This window comes from Chryseobacterium sp. PET-29 (assembly GCF_025736815.1).
GTDB classification, from domain to species: Bacteria; Bacteroidota; Bacteroidia; order Flavobacteriales; family Weeksellaceae; genus Chryseobacterium; species Chryseobacterium nepalense.
In genome coordinates this window covers 132,187-151,174 of sequence record NZ_CP107053.1, presented here as the reverse complement: position 1 = coordinate 151,174, position 18,988 = coordinate 132,187, and the positions used below count along the sequence as shown (strand labels likewise).

Sequence of the window (18,988 nt, the reverse complement as noted above, 5' to 3'; positions counted from 1 at the left end):
TATAAAAGAACAGTCATTATACCTATTAATATCTGAGCCGTATGATGAATAAGATCTAAAAAAATTCATATTTACCTTACCAACTAAAACCTGCAATTCACATTTAACTCTTATTTTTGTAGTATGAACTATTCTGCGGAACTCAAAAAATTTGTTACCAGTCAATATGTATATTCTGCCATCAGGATTACGCTGGCTACTGTGCTTCCGTGTCTTGTTCTCGCCCATTTCGGCATTCTTAAAGAATACTTTCTCTTCCCTTTAGGAACAAGCTTTGTAGCACTTACAGATCAGCCGGGTCCTTTTATAAGAAGAAGAAACGCCTTAACATTTGCCATCATTTGCTTTGTATTTGTAGCATTGATAGCAAGTCTTGTGATGAATATCAAAATTCTGGTTTTTGCAGAAATTATAGTTTTCGGAATATTCTTTTCACTTATTGGCGTATACGGACAGAGACTTGCGGCAGTCGGTTCATTATCACTGGTTGTTCTTGCCATCTTTATTGACGGACATTTAACCGGCGCCAACATTCTTAAAAGCCTTTTGATTTTTGCATCAGGATGCATCTGGTTTTTACTGATTTTTTTAATTGTAACAACCATTCAGCCGTATAAGCTGGCCAGCCAGATGATCGGGGAAAATTATCTTCAGCTGGCAGAATTTTTAAAAATCAAGGCCAATTATTATCAGAAAAACCCGGATTTCGATAAACTGACAACACAGGTTATTGCCAAGCAGATTGAAATAAAAAACCTTCAGGAAGAAACCCGTGAAACCGTTTTTAAAACAAGAACTATTGTTAACGAATCTACTACGACGAGCCGGCTGTTAATGCTGATGTTCCTCAATTCCATGGATCTTCATGAAAAGCTGATGACTTCGGAAAGTAACTATCAGAAATTGCAGCAAAGTTTCGAAGACACTACGATTTTAGTAAAGATTCATGATTACCTCAACCTTCTTTCCGAGGAGATTACCAATATAGGGATATCGCTTCAGATTGGCACGAGGGCAAGACCTATTTCCAATCTTGAAGAAGAATTAAAATATCTGAATAATGACTATTTCGAACTGAGAAACAAGCGGATCTCCCCTGAAAACTTTGAAAACTTCATGGTTCTCAGACAGATCCTGATGCGCATTAATGAAATTACCAAAGAAATCAATGAAATTTATAAAGTTTTTTCCCAGAACGTTAAACTGGCCAAGAGTCTTTCTACAGGATTAGACCTCAAAAAGTTTATGCCTAATGAGGAAAAACTCAATATTAAAGTTTTAAAAAATAATATTTCATTGTCTTCATCTCATTTCAGACATGCCCTCAGGATTACGATTGCTTTGTTGATCGGATATCTGTTTTCTCTCTTTCAGCTATTAGGAATCGGGCATACTTACTGGATTTTGATTACTATTGTGGCAATTTTAAAACCGGCCTACTCTATTACCAAGAAAAGAAACCTGCTGAGATTGTACGGTACTATTGCCGGCGCAGTGATTGCTTATGCCATTCTGCATTATATCCAGGTGAACGAATTTCTTTTTGCCATTCTTTTAATGAGCATGATTATGTGCTTCAGCTTCCTGAAAGGTAAGTATTTCTGGGCTGTTTTATTTATGACGATTTATGTGTTTCTGAGCTTCAACTTCCTGAGCCCGGGCAATGTTAATATTATTTTCAGGGACAGGATTGTTGACACCATTGTTGCAGCGGTCATTACTTCACTAGTTGCTTATGTCGTACTTCCGGTATGGGAACATACCCAGAATCTGGATTTAATGAAAAAATCTGCAGAATGTAATCTGATTTATTTTCAAAGCGTAATTTCAAAATTCCTAGAAGAAGGTTTTGATATTCAGGATTATAAAGTAAAACGAAAAAATGCGATTATTTCGCTCGCCAATCTCTCTGATAATTTCCAGAGAATGATTTCCGAACCCAAAAACCAGCAGAAAAAACTGGAAGTTGTCCATCAGTTTGTTGCGACTTCCCATCTTATCACAGCCTACACAGCATCACTTTCACAATATGTAAAGGATGATGAAAAATATCCTGAAATCGATGCCGAAGGATGGAGCCGTAAAATTGAAGCGGAAATGCAGAAAGTCTGCAACCTTTTAAACGGCGATACAATAACGGAAATCCTGAAGATGGAGAGCAGAATCGAACCGGAAGATTCTTCTCTTGATGATCTTATTATGAAAAGAAAAACACAGCTCATAGAAAATGAAACCTATGATCTGAGGGATCCTGATAAGATTTCGCATCTTACAGAGCTTAAAAATATTCATGATATTCTTGAACTGATTTTTGATGTTGCCAAAGAACAGCGAAAAGTAATTGAGAAATATCAGAATGAGACTGAAAATAAAGAAACGCGTAAGATTATTCCTCAACAATCGTAAAGCAATATTCATCGAAAAATTCTACTCTGGCCTTCAACTCATCAGACATTGTATCATCATGCACTCTGCATTTGATATTATGGAGATGCTTCAGTTCAAAAGGTTTTACTTCATAATGCTTTTTTAGTGACCAGTGCTTGGAATGATGGATTTTATACATGCTTTCCTTTACGCTCCAGATAATGGTATAAAACGTTACTTCATTATCAAAAGGAATAAACCCTCTTTCATTTTCATAGGTGAATTTATCAATTACCCTGAGAATTTTAGGATTGAATTTCTCAATATCAATTCCTATTTTATTTTTGGAAATGGCTATAGCTGCAAACGGAAAAGAATGGGTAATGGAGATTTCAGCATCCTTCGGAGAAAGAAACGGCTCTCTTTCCTTATATAAAATTTTAGAGTTGGGTTTAAGGCCTTTCAGGAGTTTTCGGACCATTAAAACTTCTAGCAGTTTTTTGGGATGATAGTCTTTTACTTTCTCTGCATTTTCAGGTTCCAGAAGTTTATGAATATCAAGATCCTCTGTTTCATCATATTTCCATACGAGAATTGTAGCATTATCATCAGAAAAGTCGCGGTAAAGTGGCATTGATTAATTTATTGGTGTAAAATTAATGAAAATTTCTACGCTGAAATACCCTATAATGAATTTCAAAACAAATATGATATTTAGCACTTATTTCAAGTTCGGAAGATGCCGTTTTTATATATTAATTATTAGTTGTAATTTTGCATATTATTATTGAATTAAAACTTATTCATTTACATATGAGTACTACAACACAATATCTTCCTTACAAAGTTAAGGATATCTCCCTGGCAGAATGGGGAAGAAAAGAAATAAATCTTGCAGAAGCTGAAATGCCCGGTCTTATGGCAATCCGTGAAGAATACGGACCCTCTCAGCCGCTAAAAGGAGCAAGAATTGCAGGATGTCTTCACATGACCATCCAGACCGCTGTGCTTATTGAGACACTGGTTGCTTTAGGAGCTGAAGTTACCTGGTCTTCTTGTAATATTTTTTCTACTCAGGATCACGCTGCTGCGGCTATCGCTGCTGCCGGAATTCCTGTATATGCATGGAAAGGTATGAATGCAGAAGAATTCGACTGGTGTATTGAGCAGACTATATTCTTCGGCGAAGACAGAAAGCCATTGAATATGATCCTTGATGACGGTGGAGATTTAACAAATATGGTTTTTGATAAATATCCTGAATTAACCAAAGAAATCAAAGGTCTTTCCGAAGAAACCACAACAGGTGTTCACAGACTTTACGAGAGAATGAAGAACGGAACATTAGTAATGCCTGCGATCAACGTAAATGATTCTGTAACGAAATCTAAATTTGACAACAAATACGGATGTAAAGAATCTGCAGTAGATGCTGTAAGAAGAGCTACAGATATTATGCTGGCTGGTAAGAGAGTTGTAGTTTGCGGATACGGAGACGTTGGAAAAGGTACTGCCGCATCTTTCAGAGGAGCAGGATCTATCGTTACTGTAACTGAAATCGACCCGATCTGTGCGCTTCAGGCTGCAATGGACGGATATGAAGTTAAAAGACTGGATACGGTAGTGGATAACGCAGATATCGTAATCACTACTACAGGTAACTTTAACATTGTAAGAAAAGAACATTTCTTAAAATTAAAGGATAAAGCAATCGTTTGTAACATCGGCCACTTCGATAACGAAATCGATATGGCTTGGCTGAACGAAAACTATGGTCACACAAAATCTGAAGTAAAACCACAGGTGGATATTTATACCATTGAAGGTAAAGAAGTAATCATTCTTGCGGAAGGAAGACTTGTAAATCTAGGATGTGCTACAGGACACCCAAGCTTTGTAATGTCCAATTCTTTCTCAAACCAGACACTGGCTCAGATCGAGCTTTGGAACAATTCTGCAGCATACAAAAATGAAGTATACATGCTTCCAAAACATCTTGATGAAAAAGTAGCCGCCCTTCACCTTAAGAAATTAAGTGTTGAGCTTGAAACTCTTTCCCAGGAACAGGCTGATTATATCGGGGTAAATGTTGAAGGACCTTTCAAACCGGAATATTACAGATATTAATAAGCTCATTGCTTTTAGATATAAAACTCTCCTTTTCAGGAGAGTTTTTTGTTTCAGCGGCGGCTTCGCCGCCGCTGAAACAAAAAACTCTATAAATCAGACTGTTCTTCTTTTTATCATTTTAAACAATAAAATTTCAGAAATTAAGTTATGGTTTGCATTAAATTTAAATTAATATCTTTAGCCTTCTATTAAAACATTAACATGAAAAAACAAAAAGTATCGACTGCATTTGTAGCAGCGTCGTGGATCGCCTTGGGAGCAGGAATGATCGGATTTATTACGGGGCTGGTCAGAGCAGAAATGGAACTTAATGAGAAAGGATATTATTTCACCATTCTTTTATACGGATTATTTGCTGTAGTTTCTTTACAGAAAGCCGTTCGTGACAGAATGGAAAATATTAAAGTTACCGATATTTATTACGGGATATGTTGGTTTGCGACCTTATCATCAATTGTTTTACTGACGGTCGGTTTATTTAATGCAACCATTTTACCCAGTGAAAAAGGGTTCTACGCATTTGCTTTTTTGCTCGCCCTTTTCGGTGCTATTGCCGTACAAAAGAATACACGGGACAATATGATGGAAGATTAAGCAGTCTGTCCATTCAATCATAAGATGCTCATCAAATTTGATGAGCATTTTATTTTACAGTATTTAATTCACAAATTAAAGATATTTATAGAAAAACACTATATTTGCTTTTAATAAGAAATATTCAATAATAACACATTAATTTTAAAAATAAATCAACAATATTTATCCAAATATTTAGATTAATAAAATTATACTTCGTTATTTCTCACTCCAAACTATATAACTATGAAAAAACTATTACTCATTACAATTTGTATTTTTTTCTTTCAGATTACAAAAGCACAGAATGAGTTTATTACTATTTGGCAGCCTGGCCTTGTTTCAAATCCCAGTGTTAATGTAGACGCTCCTTTTCAGGCAAATTCAAATCAAATCTGGTTTCCCGGTAATGGAGAAAATTATACAATCGAGTGGGAAGAAATTGGTTATCCGCTTCACAACGGAATTATGACGAACGTAACCTCTGCCAATCAGGTTTTGATTGATTTCGGAACATCAAGCGGAGATTCTTCCGGTGCAACTTACAGAGTAAAAGTCTCCAACGGAAACGGTGTTTTCAGACAAATAAAATTTGGAACAGCACAATTATTTAATGCTGCAGAACTGGTTATACCAATCTGGCAAATGTTTGGCAGCGCTGATAAAATAACAGAAATAGAGCAATGGGGAAACATCTCATGGATCTCTATGAATTCGGCTTTTAACAATTGCCAGTCCCTGCAACTTACTGCAACAGACAGCCCGAATCTTAACGCTGTTACAGATGTATCTTTTATGTTTTATGGAACTCCGCAATTTACAGGAGCTCCTTCTATGCAAAACTGGAATACGTCCAAAGTTAAGAACTTCAGCTTTATGTTTTCTTGTCTTACAAGCACTTCTGCTATTCCTCACCAGTTCAATTCACCTTTTATAGGAAACTGGAATACTTCTTCAGCTACAGATATGAGCTATATGTTAGCCGGAAGAGCAGTATTCAATCAAAGTGTAAACAATTGGGACGTTTCAAAAGTTACCAATATGGCCTGGATGTTTGGTCAATGTGTAAGCTTCAATCAGCGATTGGACAATTGGAACACTTCAAGTCTTCAGGATATGCATTTTATGTTTCATATGATTCCTGTATTCAATCAGCCTTTAAATATGTGGAACACATCCAATGTTACAAATATGGCACACGTATTTCATGGCTGTATTTCATTCAATCAAAACTTAAACTCCTGGAATGTAAGTAACGTTACAACGATAAATACTTTTTTAACAGAGGCATCAAGCTATAATCAATCATTCGAAAACTGGAATTTATCATCAGTGAGCGATGCTTCAAGTATGATTGTAAATACTGCTATTGATTGCAACAATTACAGTAAAACACTTGTAGCCTGGGCAAACAATCCCAATACGGCAAACAATGTCAATCTGGGGTCTACAACGCCGGCAAAATACGCCTCCAATATTGTCAATGAAAGAGACTTTCTCATTAATAACAAAAACTGGATTATTTCAGGAGACTCAGTTGGAAGCTGTTTTCTTGCAACTTCTGAAATTAAAACCACAAAAGCAGCTTCAATTTATCCTAATCCCGCGAAAGATAATATCCATACAGAACACTTACATGGCGCTGAAAAATACAGAATTGTTGATGCATCCGGAAGACTACTAAAGGAAGGAAAGATAGAAAATGAAATCATCAACATCAGCACTTTATCAAAAGGAAATTACATTTTACAGATCGTAACAAAAGATAAAGTTCAAACTCATAAATTCATTAAAGAATAAAGAACATTGAAAATATTGCTCATGTTAAGATATATCGTAACTTTTTTATGCCTGATTTTTTGTCAAACATTAGAAGCCCAGAATGAGTTTATCACCATCTGGAAACCCAGCAACCAAAGTACTACTGTTTTTTCGGGATCCGGTTCTACGGTTAATCAGATCTGGTTTCCGGGATCTGGAAATAATTTTAACGTATCTTGGGAAGAAATAGGATTTCCTAACCATAACAGTAGCTTTACCGTAACTTCCGCAGATCATTTTCTCATCGATTTCGGAGCTCCTCTTAATCCAAACCCGGGTAGCGCCACTTATAAAGTTAAAATAAGCAATGGCAACGGAAATTTCCAGGCTGTAAAATTCCCTAATGAGGCATTCATTTCTCCAAGCCTTCGTATTCCCACCATTACTTCTTTCAATGGAGATACAAAAAAAATATTAGAAGTTTCGCAATGGGGAAATATCCAGTGGGCCAATATGGAATGGGCATTTTCAGAGTGTACAAATCTTGATGTAACAGCAACCGACATTCCTGATTTATCCTCTGTAAACAGCATGGTAGCCATGTTCTACAATTGCTCATCCCTTATCGGAAATCCTACGTTCAATCTTTGGAACACCTCTTCCGTAAACAATATGAGCCACTTATTTGCCAGCGCAGGAAATTTCAACCAGCCGATTGGAAACTGGAATGTTTCGAATGTAACCAATATGGACTGGATGTTCCACTATCTCCCTAAATTTAATCAGCCTATCGGAAACTGGAATACTTCAAAGGTTACCAGCATGACGCATATGCTTCATATTTGTCTGGAGTTCAACCAGGATATTACGGATTGGGATACTTCAAAAGTTACGGATATGAGGTCTATATTAGAACAGGCCTTTGCCTTTAACTATAGCTTGGGAAAATGGAATTTAAGCGTACTCTCCATGGCTGCAAGAATGATTGCCAGTTCGGGAATTGATTGTACCAACTACGGAGATACTCTGGAAGGATGGGCCAATAACCCTGCTACTCCTTCGGGAATCAATTTATACAGTGTGGCGCCGCTTGTGTACAGTTCATCGGCATCTTTAGCGGCCAGGGATTTTTTAATAAATAATAAAGGTTGGTTAATATCAGGAGATAATTATATCATGGAATGTGAAGGTTTGCTATCTGCTTCAGAAAATCCTTTAAAAAATCAGATCAGTATTTATCCGAATCCTGCGACAGATTTTATTTATCTTAAAAATGAAAAAAATGCTACAGGATATATCATTGTGGATGCATCAGGAAGAATCGTTCTTCAGAATACTTTACGTGATCATAAAATAGATATCAGCTCTCTGACAAAGGGAAATTATGTTTTACAAGTCATGGTAAAAAATCAACTTTTGAATTTCAAATTCATTAAAAAATAAAGATGCTGAAAAAACTATCTTTTTTAATTCTTTTGATAAGTTTAGCCCAATTCCTAAAGGCTCAGAATGAATTTATTACGGTATGGAAGCCGTCTAATATCCAGACTTCTGCTTTACAAACCGGAGTTGTTTCTACAGATACTCAGATTTTCTTTCCAATGAGAGGAACTAATTTCGATGTTGCATGGGAAGAAATCGGATATCCGTCTCATAATGGAAACTTAACCAGCCTTTCTTCGAATCTTAATATCCTGATCGACTTCGGAATGCCATTAAATCCTAATCCGGCTAATGCAACCTACAGATTAAAGGTAACGGGAAGCTACAGCAATATCAGATTTGCCGATACAGATTTATTTCCTCAGACACCTGCAGTTGTAGGCGACACTCAAAAAATCATTAGTGTAGAACAGTGGGGAAATAATCAATGGACAACAATGAAGGAAGCCTTTACTGTATGCAGCAACCTGGATGTTCCGGCAACTGACATCCCGGATTTGTCGAATGTTAACAGTATGGCTAAAATGTTTTCTCAATGTTTTAATTTACTGTTAAATCCAACCATCAATAACTGGAATATCTCTCATGTTACAGATATTTCAAATGCATTTTTCGCCTGTTATATATTCAACCGCTCCGTTGAAAACTGGGATACTTCCAATGTCACCAAAATGGAAGGTACTTTTGGGTTTTGCAATCTTTTCAATCAGCCTCTTGCAAACTGGGATACCTCTAAAGTAACAACCACATCAAGCATGTTTCAGCATGCAACAAACTTCAATCGGCCCATCGGAAACTGGGATATGTCAAAAAATACGGATATGGAATTTATGTTTTTTATGGCTGACTCCTTTAACCAGCCTATCGGAAACTGGGATACTTCTAATGTAATTACCTCTCATTTCATGTTCTTTAGTGCGATAAATTTTAATCAGGACATCGGAAACTGGGATATGGGCAAGATAATACGTACGGAATCGATATTTCAAAATGCAACCAGCTTTAACCAGGATCTTGGAAACTGGAACCTTCAGGCTTTGGTGATGGCATCTTCCATGCTTAACAATTCCGGTTTAAACTGTGTCAATTACAGCAAGACATTAAAAGGCTGGGGAATGAACAACAACACAGCAAATAATGTAAATATAGGCTCTGTTGCACCTCTGTCCTACTCTTCAGATATAATTAGTTATAGAAGCGCTCTTATTGCCAAAGGATGGCAAATTACTGGAGATAATCTCGGAGAATGCAGAATTCTGGCAACTTCAGAAGCAGCTCTTAACAATACTTTTTCTATTTATCCGAATCCGACAAAAGATATTATTTACCTTAAGAATATCAAAGGGATTAAGTGTATCATTTTCGATGCATCAGGAAGAATTGTTCTCCGGCAAGAGTTAAATGACAATAAAATTGATGTTAAATATTTAGCAACAGGAAATTACACAATACAAATTATCACTAAAGATAAAAGGCATCATTTCAAATTTATCAAGCAATAATCATTTGGGGCTCACGATAATCGTGAGCCCCAAATGACTTATCTACCGTATTTTACTGGTCAAAATGATTAGGATGCTTTGCTTTAATATCATCAACTGTTCCCAAAACTTTATCTTTAAGTGCGTCCTGATATTTCTGAAGATTTTCAGCCACCAGATGGTCTGAAGCCGCAATAATTTTTGCTGCTAAGATTCCTGCGTTCAAAGCACCATTCAAAGCAACAGTTGCCACAGGAATTCCTCCGGGCATCTGAAGAATTGACAAGACAGAATCCCATCCGTCGATAGAATTACTTGATAAAATAGGAACTCCAATCACGGGTAATGTTGTACAGCTTGCAACCATTCCCGGAAGATGTGCTGCTCCGCCTGCTCCGGCTACAATTACTTTCAGACCTCTTTCCCTGGCTGTTTTAGCATAATCGAACATCCTTTCCGGCGTTCTGTGTGCGGAAACTACCGTCAGCTCATACGGAATATCCAAAGATTTTAAAAAATTTGCAGCCTGTTCCATGATCGGCAAGTCGCTCTGACTTCCCATAATAATTCCTACCATTCTTCTGTTTATTAGATCCTCAAAGATAAAAAATTAATAAGCTCCATGCAAAAAGGCGCAAAAGTTGTTCCTATCAACGGCATGCGCTGTCTTTAGACGACATTCAATTTTAAATTAAGTATTTTTGCTAACCATACAACCACATTTTGAAAGATTATAAACTTACGCTCGCAATCCTGACTGTTGCCATTGTCTGGGGAACTACTTTTTTATCCATCCGGGTCGCTGTTGAAACTATCCCTGCCTGGTTTGTAGCGGGAATCCGTCAGTTTCTGGCTTCCATCATCATGCTTATGATCCTTTTATACAGAAGACAATTTCAGTGGATCGGCTGGAAAAATCTGGGTTATCAGCTTGTTTTTTCATCATTGATGCTGATTGTTGCCAACGGATTAACAACGGTTGCAGAAGAAACACTTACCAGTAGCCTTACATCTTTAATCAGTGCAACATCACCCATTATCGTATTTCTTGGAAGCGTGGCATTAGGTTTACAGAAGTTTACTTTCAGAGCACTTATCGGCGTATCATTGTGTTTCGGAGGAATAACATTTATTTTCTGGGACGGCATCCATGATCTTGCTATTCCGGAGTATAGATTGGGGATTTTCCTTCTGTTTTGTGGCATTCTGGGTTGGGCCTCCGGAACTATTTTCACAAAAAAGATGAATATTCAGAGTAAAAATATTTCATTAAACCTTTTTTACCAGTTTGCTTTTGCCGGAATTATTCAGATCATCTTCGCATTTTTATTCACCAAAGATTATAACTTCGGGAACTGGTCGCTGAAAAGTGTTTCGGCCATGTTATATTTATCCCTATTCGGTTCCGTAGCAGCTTTTTTTGCTTATCATTATGCCTTAACAAGAGTTTCACCGGTTCAGGTTTCCATCCTGGCGTATGTGAATACTATTATTTCCATATTCTTAAGCTGGTTGCTTCTTAAAGAAGACATTTCTGCTAAATTTATCATTGCTGCAGGTCTGATCATCCTTGGAGTGTTCGTCATCAATTACAACCGGGAAATGTTTAAAAGGCACAAATTGGTTAAATAAAGACTAATGATAAAGATCCCGACGAGTATTTTGAACCTTTAGAATTTCTTATTATCATCATTTTTTATTATATTGTTTAATCCAAAATTACAATATGCTTAAAAACGTACTATTTATTATCATTACGATTTCATTTCTTTTAGTTGCCTGTGACGATAAAAAAAAGGAAACTGATCTTATGATGAGAGAAAAACAGCTGCTGGAAAAAGAGAAGATATTTGCACAGAAAGAATCTGAATATCAATCTCTTTTAAAGATGAAAGACAGTATTTTCTCAAAGAAAGATTCCATAAAAATTACAGTCTGGCCAAAAGAGGTTGCCGGCGCATGGACAGGAAAAGTAATTTGCACAGAATCCAACTGTAACGATTATGTGGTTGGAGATCAGCGTACCGATACCTGGGAATTCGACAGCGATTCTTTACAGCTTTCAACGAAAATTATCAATAATAACAATCTGGTGAGGGTATACTCCGGGAAATTTGAAAACAACGAGATCAAACTCAATTACAAAACAGATTCCACATCAAAAAAACGGGTGGAAATGAATGTCTTGCTGAATGAAATTTCACCAAACAAAATCAGAGGTACAAGAACAATAGCTGTAGATAACTGTATGGCAAAATTCTCTGTAGAACTTATCCGTTCAACCAAATAAACACTTATGAACTTACTGAGCATACATAATCTGAGTTTCCCCATCGAAGATCCGGTGCTGAAGTTTCTTCTTGTGCTGATTATCATTCTGGCAGCTCCCCTTCTTCTGAATAAAATAAAAGTCCCGCATCTTCTGGGCCTCATTATTGCCGGCGCCGTAATCGGCCCGAATGGTTTCAATATTCTGGCAAGAGACAGCAGCATTGTGGTTACCGGAACTACCGGACTTTTATACATTATGTTTCTGGCAGGCCTGGAAATTGATATGGGTGATTTCAAAAAAAACAAGTGGAAAAGTCTTACATTCGGCATTTATACCTTTACGGTTCCTTTTGTATTAGGATATTTAGGTGCTTTCTATATTCTTGGTTTTTCCATGCTCACCTCAATACTTTTTGCCAGCTTGTTTTCATCACATACACTTATTGCCTATCCTCTAGTGAGCAAACTGGGAATTGCAAAAAACCCTGCCGTAAACATTACCGTTGGCGGGACCATGATCACAGATATTCTTGCCTTATTGGTCCTTGCTGTTATCGTTGGCATGTCGCAGGGTGAGGTAGGAACTGAATTCTGGGTAAAACTTTCGGTTTCATTTATTATTTTCGGACTGATTGTATTGTTTATTTTCCCAATAATCGGACGATGGTTTTTCAAAAAGGTTGATGATAAAATTTCACAGTATATTTTTGTACTGGTTATGATATATCTTGCAGCCTTACTTGCTGAATTAGCAGGTGTTGAAGCCATTATCGGTGCTTTTTTTGCAGGTCTAGCCTTAAACAGATTAATCCCGCACACTTCTTCTCTTATGAACCGAGTAGAATTTGTAGGAAATGCCATTTTTATTCCTTTCTTTTTGATAAGTGTAGGTATGCTGATTGATTTTAAAGTCTTTTTTAAAAGTTGGGAAACGCTGGAAGTTGCAGGAATTATGCTCGTTGCATCCATAGGTGGAAAATATCTTTCGGCAGTTGCTACCCAAAAAACTTTCAGACTTTCCGGTGAAGAAGGGAAACTCATTTTTGGTTTAAGCTCAGCCTCCGCAGCGGCAACATTAGCTTCTGTTATGGTAGGATATAATATTATTCTCTCCGAAACTGAAACCGGTGAACCTGTTCGTTTACTCAATGAACATGTTTTGAACGGAAGTATTCTGCTCATCCTTATTTCCTGTACGATTTCCTCCTTTATTTCAATGTCCAGTGCACAAAAAATTGCAGAGCAGGATAATGAAGATACTGTTTCCGGAAACAGTCATGAAGAAGAAAATATTCTTTTAGCTTTAAATTATGAAACTACTGTGGAAAGAATGGTGAATTTGGGAATTCTGATTAAAGCCCATTCCAATACAGAAGATTTATTTGCTTTAAATGTCATTAATGAAGATAAAAATGAATCTTCGGTAAAGAATGCAGAAAAGCTTCTTCACCAGGCGGCAGATACGGCAGCGGCTTCAGACGTGAAAATGCAGACACTAAAGAGATATGATAATGATGTGGTAAACGGAATCAATAATGTTATAAAGGAACAGAATATCACGGATCTTATTATCGGGTTGGAGGATGAAAAAGGCTTCTCCCCCGCTTTTGTGTATAACCTTTATAATGGCTATCTTCAAAACGACGATGCCAATGTGCTTGTTTACCACGCAGCACAACCTTTGTCAACCATTAAGAAATACGCCGTAATGATTCCTGAAAATGCCCATAAGGAAGCCGGATTTTTCCATGCGCTTTTAAGAGTCTGGAATATTGCCAGAAATTCAGGGGCAACTGTTGTTTTTTATGCTGCCGAAAATATTCTGAGCATCCTTCAGAGAATTCTTAAAAAAGCCAATATTGAGGCCGAATTTATCATTATGAAAACCTGGAAAGACGGCGAAGAAACCGCTTCACAGCTGAAGGAAGATGAGGCATTAATCCTTTTTATGGCAAAACGCGGAATGCATTCTTATATTCCAAGAATGAGATTAATTCCGGAGCTGCTGAACAAAAACCTGCCAGATAAAAATTATTTGCTGATTTTCCCTTATTCCGAATTTAATGAAAATAACTCTGAAAAAAGATCGGTAGGGAATCATGATGATTTTATGGAAATCGGGAATATTATTAAAAAGATTTTTAAGTAGATGCTGGAAAGCCCTGACAGAGTTTGGAACTCTGTCAGGGCTCTAGCATAGCATTATTCTGCAATCACTCTTACCATTCCTTTTACCATCACCAGTTTTTCCATCAGCTCTTCTCGGGACTCTGCCAGAACATTGATGTGCCCCATTTTTCTTCCGGGTTTGGTTTCGGTTTTTCCGTACAGGTGAACGTAGGTTTCAGGCAATCTCAAGACTTCTTCCATTCCTTCATAGATTACTTTTCCGGAATAACCTTCCGCACCAACAAGATTCAGCATTCCACTGTAGATGATGGCGTCGGTATCTGCCAAAGGCAAATTTTTCACAACACGATACATCTGCTCAAACTGCGAATTGGCATTTCCTTCCTGGCTTTGATGACCCGAATTATGTAATCTGGGAGCCGTTTCATTTACCCATACTTTTCCTTCTTTATCCAAAAATAACTCAATAGCGAAAAGCCCCGGAGAATTGATGGCATTTAAAAATTTTTCTGTGATGGAATTGATCTGCTCTTCAATATCATCTGATAAAATAACAGGACAAATATTGAAATCAAGAAGATTCAGTTTGGGGTCTGCCACCATTTCCGTTACAGGAAAAGTTTTGGTTTCGCCGTTTTCATTTCTGGCTACAATAACGGAAAGTTCTTTATCGATATCCACCAGCTTTTCAATTACTGAATCCTGTGTCCACAGATTTTTCATATCTTCTGCAGTGCGGATTACCTGTACTCCCTTCCCGTCGTAGCCGCCTGTATTCATTTTCTGTACGAAAGGCAGCGGCATTTTTATTTCGTCGGAACTTCCGTCCATCACTTCAAATTCCGGGCTCGGAATATCGTGGGCTTTATAGAATTGTTTCTGAAGAATTTTCTGCTGAATGGTTTTAATGATATTAGAATTCGGAACTACTTTTATTCCCTGGTTTTCCAGTTCGGACAGTGCATCTGCATTCACATGCTCGATTTCAATAGTCACCACGTCTTTATCCTTACCAAAATTCAGAACCGTTTCATAATCGTTGAAATTCCCTTGTGTAAAGTAAGAAATATTGTGGCATGGCGCATCGGGAGCCGGATCAAGTGTATAAAATTCATCGTCGTATTTTAACGCTTCCTGAATCAGCATTCTTCCAAGCTGTCCGCCACCTAAAATTCCTATTTTCATTTTTACCTTTTATTTTTTCTGTTAGATTTTATTTTATTGAATATTTTAAATAAAGCCCGAAAACTTTCATTTAAAAATATATTATTTACTGGATTTTATCGATCTTCAGATAGCCCAGACTTACGAAATTTTCCTGATTTTCAGCATCTGATCTTACCAGGGAAATTGCATATTTCTGCTTCATTTCCGAAGGAAGAATTTCTTTTACCGGGAAAATATCATCGATATCCACCCCGAGTTTTTCATCAATATGGCTGGTTGCTCCTTTGAAACCCATAGTTTTGTAAAACTCCGTTGCTTTTGCTCTTTTTACAGCTTCTGCCATTGACGTTCCCACTACAAGATGCTGCTCATGAAACTCTTCAAAAAATCCTCTTTTATATCCTCCGAGATTGATGAAATAGAGCTGCTCTTCGGAAGTTTCCTGCCCTCTTTCAACAATCTTCACTTCATATCCGTCTACAAATTTCACTTCCTGATAACAGTCGATATGAATTTTCCCTTTTGCTTCTTTCCAGAAAGCTTTCATATCTTCCACAAGATCTTTCAGGTTCTCTGCGATTCCGAAAAACACATCGTGCTGCTCAATATTTCTTCCGGGTGGTGTCGCTCCGAGAATGACATAAAAAAGTTTCATATTTCAATTTTTGTTTAGGCAAAAATACATCAAATTTATCTTTTTTAAACGTTTGGCAGACTAACGCAATAGTTTTATATTTGTAGCATGTCAGAAATCATTATTCTCTTCCTTGGAGCAATTTCGGCAGGACTTCTTGGGTCACTGACCGGCTTGGGAGGAGGAGTTATTATTATTCCTTTGTTAACACTGGGTTTTGGTGTTCCTATGCATTATGCTATCGGTGCTTCTCTTATTTCTGTGATCGGAACTTCCTCTGGTGCTGCAGTTGCTTTTGTGAAAGAAGGTTTCACCAATATGCGGATCGGGATGTTTCTGGAAATTGCCACAACGGCGGGAGCAATCGTTGGAGCACTGGTTTCCGGAATGCTGAATCCCAATACCATCGGCATCATTTTCGCAAGCATCCTTCTTTTAACGGTTATTTTAAATTTAAAAGGCAAGCCTGACCATCAGGAACCCGTAATTAAGGGAAGCCTTGAAGAAAAACTGAAACTGTATGGAACGTTTCCTGATAAAGGTATTTTGAAAAGCTATTCTGCAAGAAATACGGTTCCGGGATTTTTTATGATGATGTTTGCCGGTGCTATGTCCGGACTTTTGGGAATAGGATCCGGAGCATTGAAAGTTCTGGCGATGGATAATATGATGAAACTGCCTTTTAAAGTTTCCACTACTACAAGTAATTTTATGATTGGTGTTACAGCAGTTGCCAGTGCTCTGATCTATTTTCAGAGGGGAGAAATCGTTCCTGTGATTGTAGCTCCGGTTCTGATCGGGGTTGTGGTAGGCAGCTTTATCGGATCAAAAACACTGATGGTTTCAAAAACAAAAAAGTTAAAGGTATTTTTTGCGATTGTGATTACAATCCTTTCTGTATATATGATGTATAACGGTATCAATAAAAGCTTCAGATAATGAAAAAGAACTTCACAGATGTTGATCTGAACCGTTCGGTGGGAAATTTGCTGAGATTAGGCGTTATTCTTTCTGTTATTACATCATTGATCGGTTTTGTAAAGCTTTTTACAGAGGGTTTTAAAATGCCTAAAAAATACACTTCACTCGATATGGGAAGTTCCTCGGAAAAAGTCTGGGGACATTTTTGGAATTCGCTTTGCAAAGGCGAAGGAATGGCCATCATTCAGCTGGGGATTTTGCTTCTGATCTTCACCCCTTTAATGAGGATTATTTTTGCACTGATCGGGTATTTAAAAGAAAAAGACTACGTCTATGTAGTCATTTCTTCCATCGTTCTAGCTATCATGGCGATCAGCTTCTTTACAGGTTATGCCCATTAAGCTCTTCTGATTTTTTTTCAAGATAATCTTTCTCCAGCTCATCAAGCTGATCAAAATATTCTTTTTTATTCATAAATGCGCCCGGATTGTAAGGATCTTTCGGCTTACGTTTTTCATGAAGGTCAAACTGGCTTGCGTGGGAAGCTACCCAAATATCGAAATTCAGCTTTCTCATTTGCTGTAAAGTGTATTGATAATCTTTTTCAATAGAAGGATAAGCAGCAACTTCCGAGAATTTTTTATCAATAATAATGGTCGGCATATTGGCAATTAAAACCTTATAACTTCTTTTGTTATCTTTAGTTTCAAATATAAAACTGCAGGAACCTTTTGTATGTCCGGGATGATGAAGCATGGTGAGGGTGGTGTTTCCAAGCTTTACAATGTCTTTATTTTTTAAAATATAATCCGGGGTAACCGGTTTAAACGTTACGCCATATTTTCCCATTTCATAATCCGTTTTCCCTCCGCTTTTTAAGACTCCAGCATCTGCGGCATCAACATATAATCTTGCTCCTGTTTCTTTTTTAATAGCTGCCATTGCTCCTAAATGATCGTAATGCGCCTGTGTAAGCAGCAATACCTTGATATCATTATATGTAAAACCCAGCTTTTTAATATTGTTCTTAATTACCGGAAGTGAATCTGCCAATCCTGTGTTAATAAGGATATTTCCTTTATCCGTCACAATGAGATAAGAGGCTAAATCATATGTTCCTACATAATAAAGATTTCCGGCAATCCGGAAGGGCTCATAAGATTGCGACCATTCTTTAGGATGGTTTTGGGGTTCATGGACAATCTGTGCACTATACTGAACTATCATTAGCAGTCCTAAAATGATTACATATTTTTTCATGGTAAATTTTTAAACTTCATAGAATTCTAATGGCAATTGGTCCGGATCCTGGGTAAAGAAGAATGCTTTCTCCGTAAATTCATCAATCCTGATTTCTTCACAATGTAGTCCTTTTTGAATTAATTCTTCCCTTTTTTCATTAATATTTTCTACCGAAAAAGCCAAATGTCTCAGCCCACATGCTTCAGGTCTGGAAGGCCTTGCCGGAGGATCGGGAAATGAAAAAAGTTCAATCATATAATGGTCTCCTATGGCAAGATCCAGCTTGAAAGACTGTCTTTCTTCACGGTATACTTCACGGATGATATTTAATCCTAAAACTTCAGTATAGAATTTTTTTGAAATTTCATAATCTGAACAGATGATGGCGATATGGTGGATTTTCATTTAAAAGTTTATTTTATTTCCTTACAGTTGTCTTTTCTTCTTGTATCAATTAAATACTGGATTTTCCACTCCCCGCTCTGTTGTTTTACCAGTTGAAAGCTGTTTGCTCCGCAATGGGAAAATTTGCCTTTAAAATAAAAAGAATAGGGCGTAAAAACACTCGCCAGGTTTCCGTCGGTATGGATAGCTTCAATAATGATTCTTTCATCAAGATCATTTTTCTGCATCTTTGAAACGGAGGCTATAAAATCATTGATGTCTTCATTTTTCACACCGTCTTTGGTGATGGTCTGCAGAACAGCTGTTTCAGAAAAAACGGATTTCAGCAGCTCGGCATCTGCATTTTTCATCGCAGTAAATAAAGTCCTTACAGGCTGTTCAATTTCCTGACTTTGCCCGAAACATAAACTTCCTGAAAGAAAGAGGAATGCAAAAATTTTGTTCATGGTAAAATGTATTT

The 18,988-nt window shown here is 37.2% G+C and carries 18 protein-coding genes; 11 read left to right on the top strand and 7 right to left on the bottom strand.

Translation table 11 applies throughout. From position 1 onward, the window contains the following. The first annotated feature begins 123 nt into the window (after positions 1 to 123). On the top strand, positions 124 to 2,406 hold the full coding sequence (locus tag ODE14_RS00730; protein WP_263602564.1) for an FUSC family protein: 2,283 nt from the start codon (positions 124 to 126) through the stop codon (positions 2,404 to 2,406). Here the strand turns inward: ODE14_RS00730 and ODE14_RS00725 are convergent. Next, a complete protein-coding gene (locus tag ODE14_RS00725) occupies positions 2,387 to 3,001 on the bottom strand; it encodes a 4'-phosphopantetheinyl transferase family protein (protein ID WP_248394289.1) in 615 nt (204 codons plus the stop codon). The two genes, ODE14_RS00730 and ODE14_RS00725, sit on opposite strands and share 20 nt — an antisense overlap. A 179-nt stretch (positions 3,002 to 3,180) precedes the next feature. On the opposite strand from ODE14_RS00725, the gene ahcY reads away from it, so the two are divergent. From ahcY to ODE14_RS00700, 5 genes are all read left to right on the top strand, one after another. Then, on the top strand, positions 3,181 to 4,494 hold the full coding sequence (gene ahcY / locus ODE14_RS00720) for an adenosylhomocysteinase (protein WP_248394291.1): 1,314 nt from the start codon (positions 3,181 to 3,183) through the stop codon (positions 4,492 to 4,494). A 204-nt stretch (positions 4,495 to 4,698) separates the two neighbouring features. Continuing rightward, positions 4,699 to 5,091, top strand: coding sequence for an inner membrane protein YiaA (yiaA, locus tag ODE14_RS00715; RefSeq protein WP_263602563.1), 393 nt, complete (start codon positions 4,699 to 4,701; stop codon positions 5,089 to 5,091). 228 nt (positions 5,092 to 5,319) lie between these two features. Beyond that, the gene (locus ODE14_RS00710) at positions 5,320 to 6,873 is read left to right on the top strand and encodes a BspA family leucine-rich repeat surface protein (protein ID WP_263602562.1); all 1,554 of its coding nucleotides are present in this window, start codon (positions 5,320 to 5,322) and stop codon (positions 6,871 to 6,873) included. A gap of 21 nt (positions 6,874 to 6,894) precedes the next feature. Further along, positions 6,895 to 8,277, top strand: a complete 1,383-nt coding sequence (locus ODE14_RS00705) for a BspA family leucine-rich repeat surface protein (protein WP_263602561.1) — start codon at positions 6,895 to 6,897, stop codon at positions 8,275 to 8,277. Between the two features lie 2 nt (positions 8,278 to 8,279). Then, positions 8,280 to 9,779: a BspA family leucine-rich repeat surface protein gene (locus ODE14_RS00700; protein ID WP_263602560.1), complete on the top strand. Its 1,500-nt coding sequence runs from the start codon at positions 8,280 to 8,282 to the stop codon at positions 9,777 to 9,779. A 52-nt stretch (positions 9,780 to 9,831) separates the two neighbouring features. Here ODE14_RS00700 and purE read toward each other — a convergent pair whose 3' ends face one another. Further along, positions 9,832 to 10,335 (bottom strand): 5-(carboxyamino)imidazole ribonucleotide mutase, encoded by a 504-nt coding sequence (gene purE, locus ODE14_RS00695; RefSeq protein ID WP_248394300.1) that lies wholly within the window; start codon positions 10,333 to 10,335, stop codon positions 9,832 to 9,834. Positions 10,336 to 10,481: 146 nt separating this feature from the next. Between purE and ODE14_RS00690 the strand changes: the two genes are divergently transcribed. The 3 genes from ODE14_RS00690 (at position 10,482) to ODE14_RS00680 (ending at position 14,178) form a co-directional block, all read left to right on the top strand. Continuing rightward, positions 10,482 to 11,390, top strand: coding sequence for a DMT family transporter (locus tag ODE14_RS00690; RefSeq protein ID WP_263602559.1), 909 nt, complete (start codon positions 10,482 to 10,484; stop codon positions 11,388 to 11,390). 94 nt (positions 11,391 to 11,484) lie between these two features. Further along, on the top strand, positions 11,485 to 12,048 hold the full coding sequence (locus tag ODE14_RS00685) for a hypothetical protein (protein WP_263602558.1): 564 nt from the start codon (positions 11,485 to 11,487) through the stop codon (positions 12,046 to 12,048). Between the two features lie 6 nt (positions 12,049 to 12,054). Further along, complete coding sequence (locus tag ODE14_RS00680) at positions 12,055 to 14,178, top strand: cation:proton antiporter (RefSeq protein ID WP_263602557.1); 2,124 nt, start codon at positions 12,055 to 12,057, stop codon at positions 14,176 to 14,178. Positions 14,179 to 14,231: 53 nt separating this feature from the next. Here ODE14_RS00680 and ODE14_RS00675 read toward each other — a convergent pair whose 3' ends face one another. Together ODE14_RS00675 and ODE14_RS00670 are read right to left on the bottom strand one after the other, a co-directional pair. After that, positions 14,232 to 15,344 (bottom strand): 5-(carboxyamino)imidazole ribonucleotide synthase, encoded by a 1,113-nt coding sequence (locus ODE14_RS00675; RefSeq protein ID WP_263602556.1) that lies wholly within the window; start codon positions 15,342 to 15,344, stop codon positions 14,232 to 14,234. Between the two features lie 85 nt (positions 15,345 to 15,429). Then, the gene (locus ODE14_RS00670) at positions 15,430 to 15,981 is read right to left on the bottom strand and encodes a DUF1543 domain-containing protein (RefSeq protein WP_263602555.1); all 552 of its coding nucleotides are present in this window, start codon (positions 15,979 to 15,981) and stop codon (positions 15,430 to 15,432) included. Positions 15,982 to 16,068: 87 nt separating this feature from the next. Between ODE14_RS00670 and ODE14_RS00665 the strand changes: the two genes are divergently transcribed. Both ODE14_RS00665 and ODE14_RS00660 read left to right on the top strand, forming a co-directional pair. Continuing rightward, on the top strand, positions 16,069 to 16,899 hold the full coding sequence (locus tag ODE14_RS00665) for a sulfite exporter TauE/SafE family protein (protein ID WP_248394309.1): 831 nt from the start codon (positions 16,069 to 16,071) through the stop codon (positions 16,897 to 16,899). Next, a complete protein-coding gene (locus ODE14_RS00660) occupies positions 16,899 to 17,282 on the top strand; it encodes a DUF1634 domain-containing protein (RefSeq protein ID WP_248394311.1) in 384 nt (127 codons plus the stop codon). The genes ODE14_RS00665 and ODE14_RS00660 overlap by 1 nt, the downstream gene beginning before the upstream one ends. Here the strand turns inward: ODE14_RS00660 and bla are convergent. The 3 genes from bla to ODE14_RS00645 are packed head-to-tail and all read right to left on the bottom strand — an operon-like array spanning position 17,263 to position 18,974. After that, a complete protein-coding gene (gene bla / locus ODE14_RS00655) occupies positions 17,263 to 18,141 on the bottom strand; it encodes a subclass B3 metallo-beta-lactamase (protein WP_263602554.1) in 879 nt (292 codons plus the stop codon). The two genes, ODE14_RS00660 and bla, sit on opposite strands and share 20 nt — an antisense overlap. Positions 18,142 to 18,150: 9 nt before the next feature. Further along, complete coding sequence (locus tag ODE14_RS00650) at positions 18,151 to 18,528, bottom strand: VOC family protein (protein WP_263602553.1); 378 nt, start codon at positions 18,526 to 18,528, stop codon at positions 18,151 to 18,153. 8 nt (positions 18,529 to 18,536) lie between these two features. After that, a complete protein-coding gene (locus ODE14_RS00645; RefSeq protein ID WP_248394317.1) occupies positions 18,537 to 18,974 on the bottom strand; it encodes a nuclear transport factor 2 family protein in 438 nt (145 codons plus the stop codon). Between the last annotated feature and the right edge of the window lie 14 nt (positions 18,975 to 18,988).

What these genes read in the sequence shown, in the direction of transcription:
- ODE14_RS00730 (WP_263602564.1), top strand. Translation starts at nt 124, where the DNA reads ATGAACTATTCTGCGGAACTCAAAAAATTTGTTACCAGTCAATATGTA.
- ODE14_RS00725 (WP_248394289.1), bottom strand. Translation starts at nt 3,001, where the DNA reads ATGCCACTTTACCGCGACTTTTCTGATGATAATGCTACAATTCTCGTA.
- ahcY (WP_248394291.1), top strand. Translation starts at nt 3,181, where the DNA reads ATGAGTACTACAACACAATATCTTCCTTACAAAGTTAAGGATATCTCC.
- yiaA (WP_263602563.1), top strand. Translation starts at nt 4,699, where the DNA reads ATGAAAAAACAAAAAGTATCGACTGCATTTGTAGCAGCGTCGTGGATC.
- ODE14_RS00710 (WP_263602562.1), top strand. Translation starts at nt 5,320, where the DNA reads ATGAAAAAACTATTACTCATTACAATTTGTATTTTTTTCTTTCAGATT.
- ODE14_RS00705 (WP_263602561.1), top strand. Translation starts at nt 6,895, where the DNA reads ATGTTAAGATATATCGTAACTTTTTTATGCCTGATTTTTTGTCAAACA.
- ODE14_RS00700 (WP_263602560.1), top strand. Translation starts at nt 8,280, where the DNA reads ATGCTGAAAAAACTATCTTTTTTAATTCTTTTGATAAGTTTAGCCCAA.
- purE (WP_248394300.1), bottom strand. Translation starts at nt 10,335, where the DNA reads ATGGTAGGAATTATTATGGGAAGTCAGAGCGACTTGCCGATCATGGAA.
- ODE14_RS00685 (WP_263602558.1), top strand. Translation starts at nt 11,485, where the DNA reads ATGCTTAAAAACGTACTATTTATTATCATTACGATTTCATTTCTTTTA.
- ODE14_RS00680 (WP_263602557.1), top strand. Translation starts at nt 12,055, where the DNA reads ATGAACTTACTGAGCATACATAATCTGAGTTTCCCCATCGAAGATCCG.
- ODE14_RS00675 (WP_263602556.1), bottom strand. Translation starts at nt 15,344, where the DNA reads ATGAAAATAGGAATTTTAGGTGGCGGACAGCTTGGAAGAATGCTGATT.
- ODE14_RS00670 (WP_263602555.1), bottom strand. Translation starts at nt 15,981, where the DNA reads ATGAAACTTTTTTATGTCATTCTCGGAGCGACACCACCCGGAAGAAAT.
- ODE14_RS00665 (WP_248394309.1), top strand. Translation starts at nt 16,069, where the DNA reads ATGTCAGAAATCATTATTCTCTTCCTTGGAGCAATTTCGGCAGGACTT.
- ODE14_RS00660 (WP_248394311.1), top strand. Translation starts at nt 16,899, where the DNA reads ATGAAAAAGAACTTCACAGATGTTGATCTGAACCGTTCGGTGGGAAAT.
- bla (WP_263602554.1), bottom strand. Translation starts at nt 18,141, where the DNA reads ATGAAAAAATATGTAATCATTTTAGGACTGCTAATGATAGTTCAGTAT.
- ODE14_RS00650 (WP_263602553.1), bottom strand. Translation starts at nt 18,528, where the DNA reads ATGAAAATCCACCATATCGCCATCATCTGTTCAGATTATGAAATTTCA.
- ODE14_RS00645 (WP_248394317.1), bottom strand. Translation starts at nt 18,974, where the DNA reads ATGAACAAAATTTTTGCATTCCTCTTTCTTTCAGGAAGTTTATGTTTC.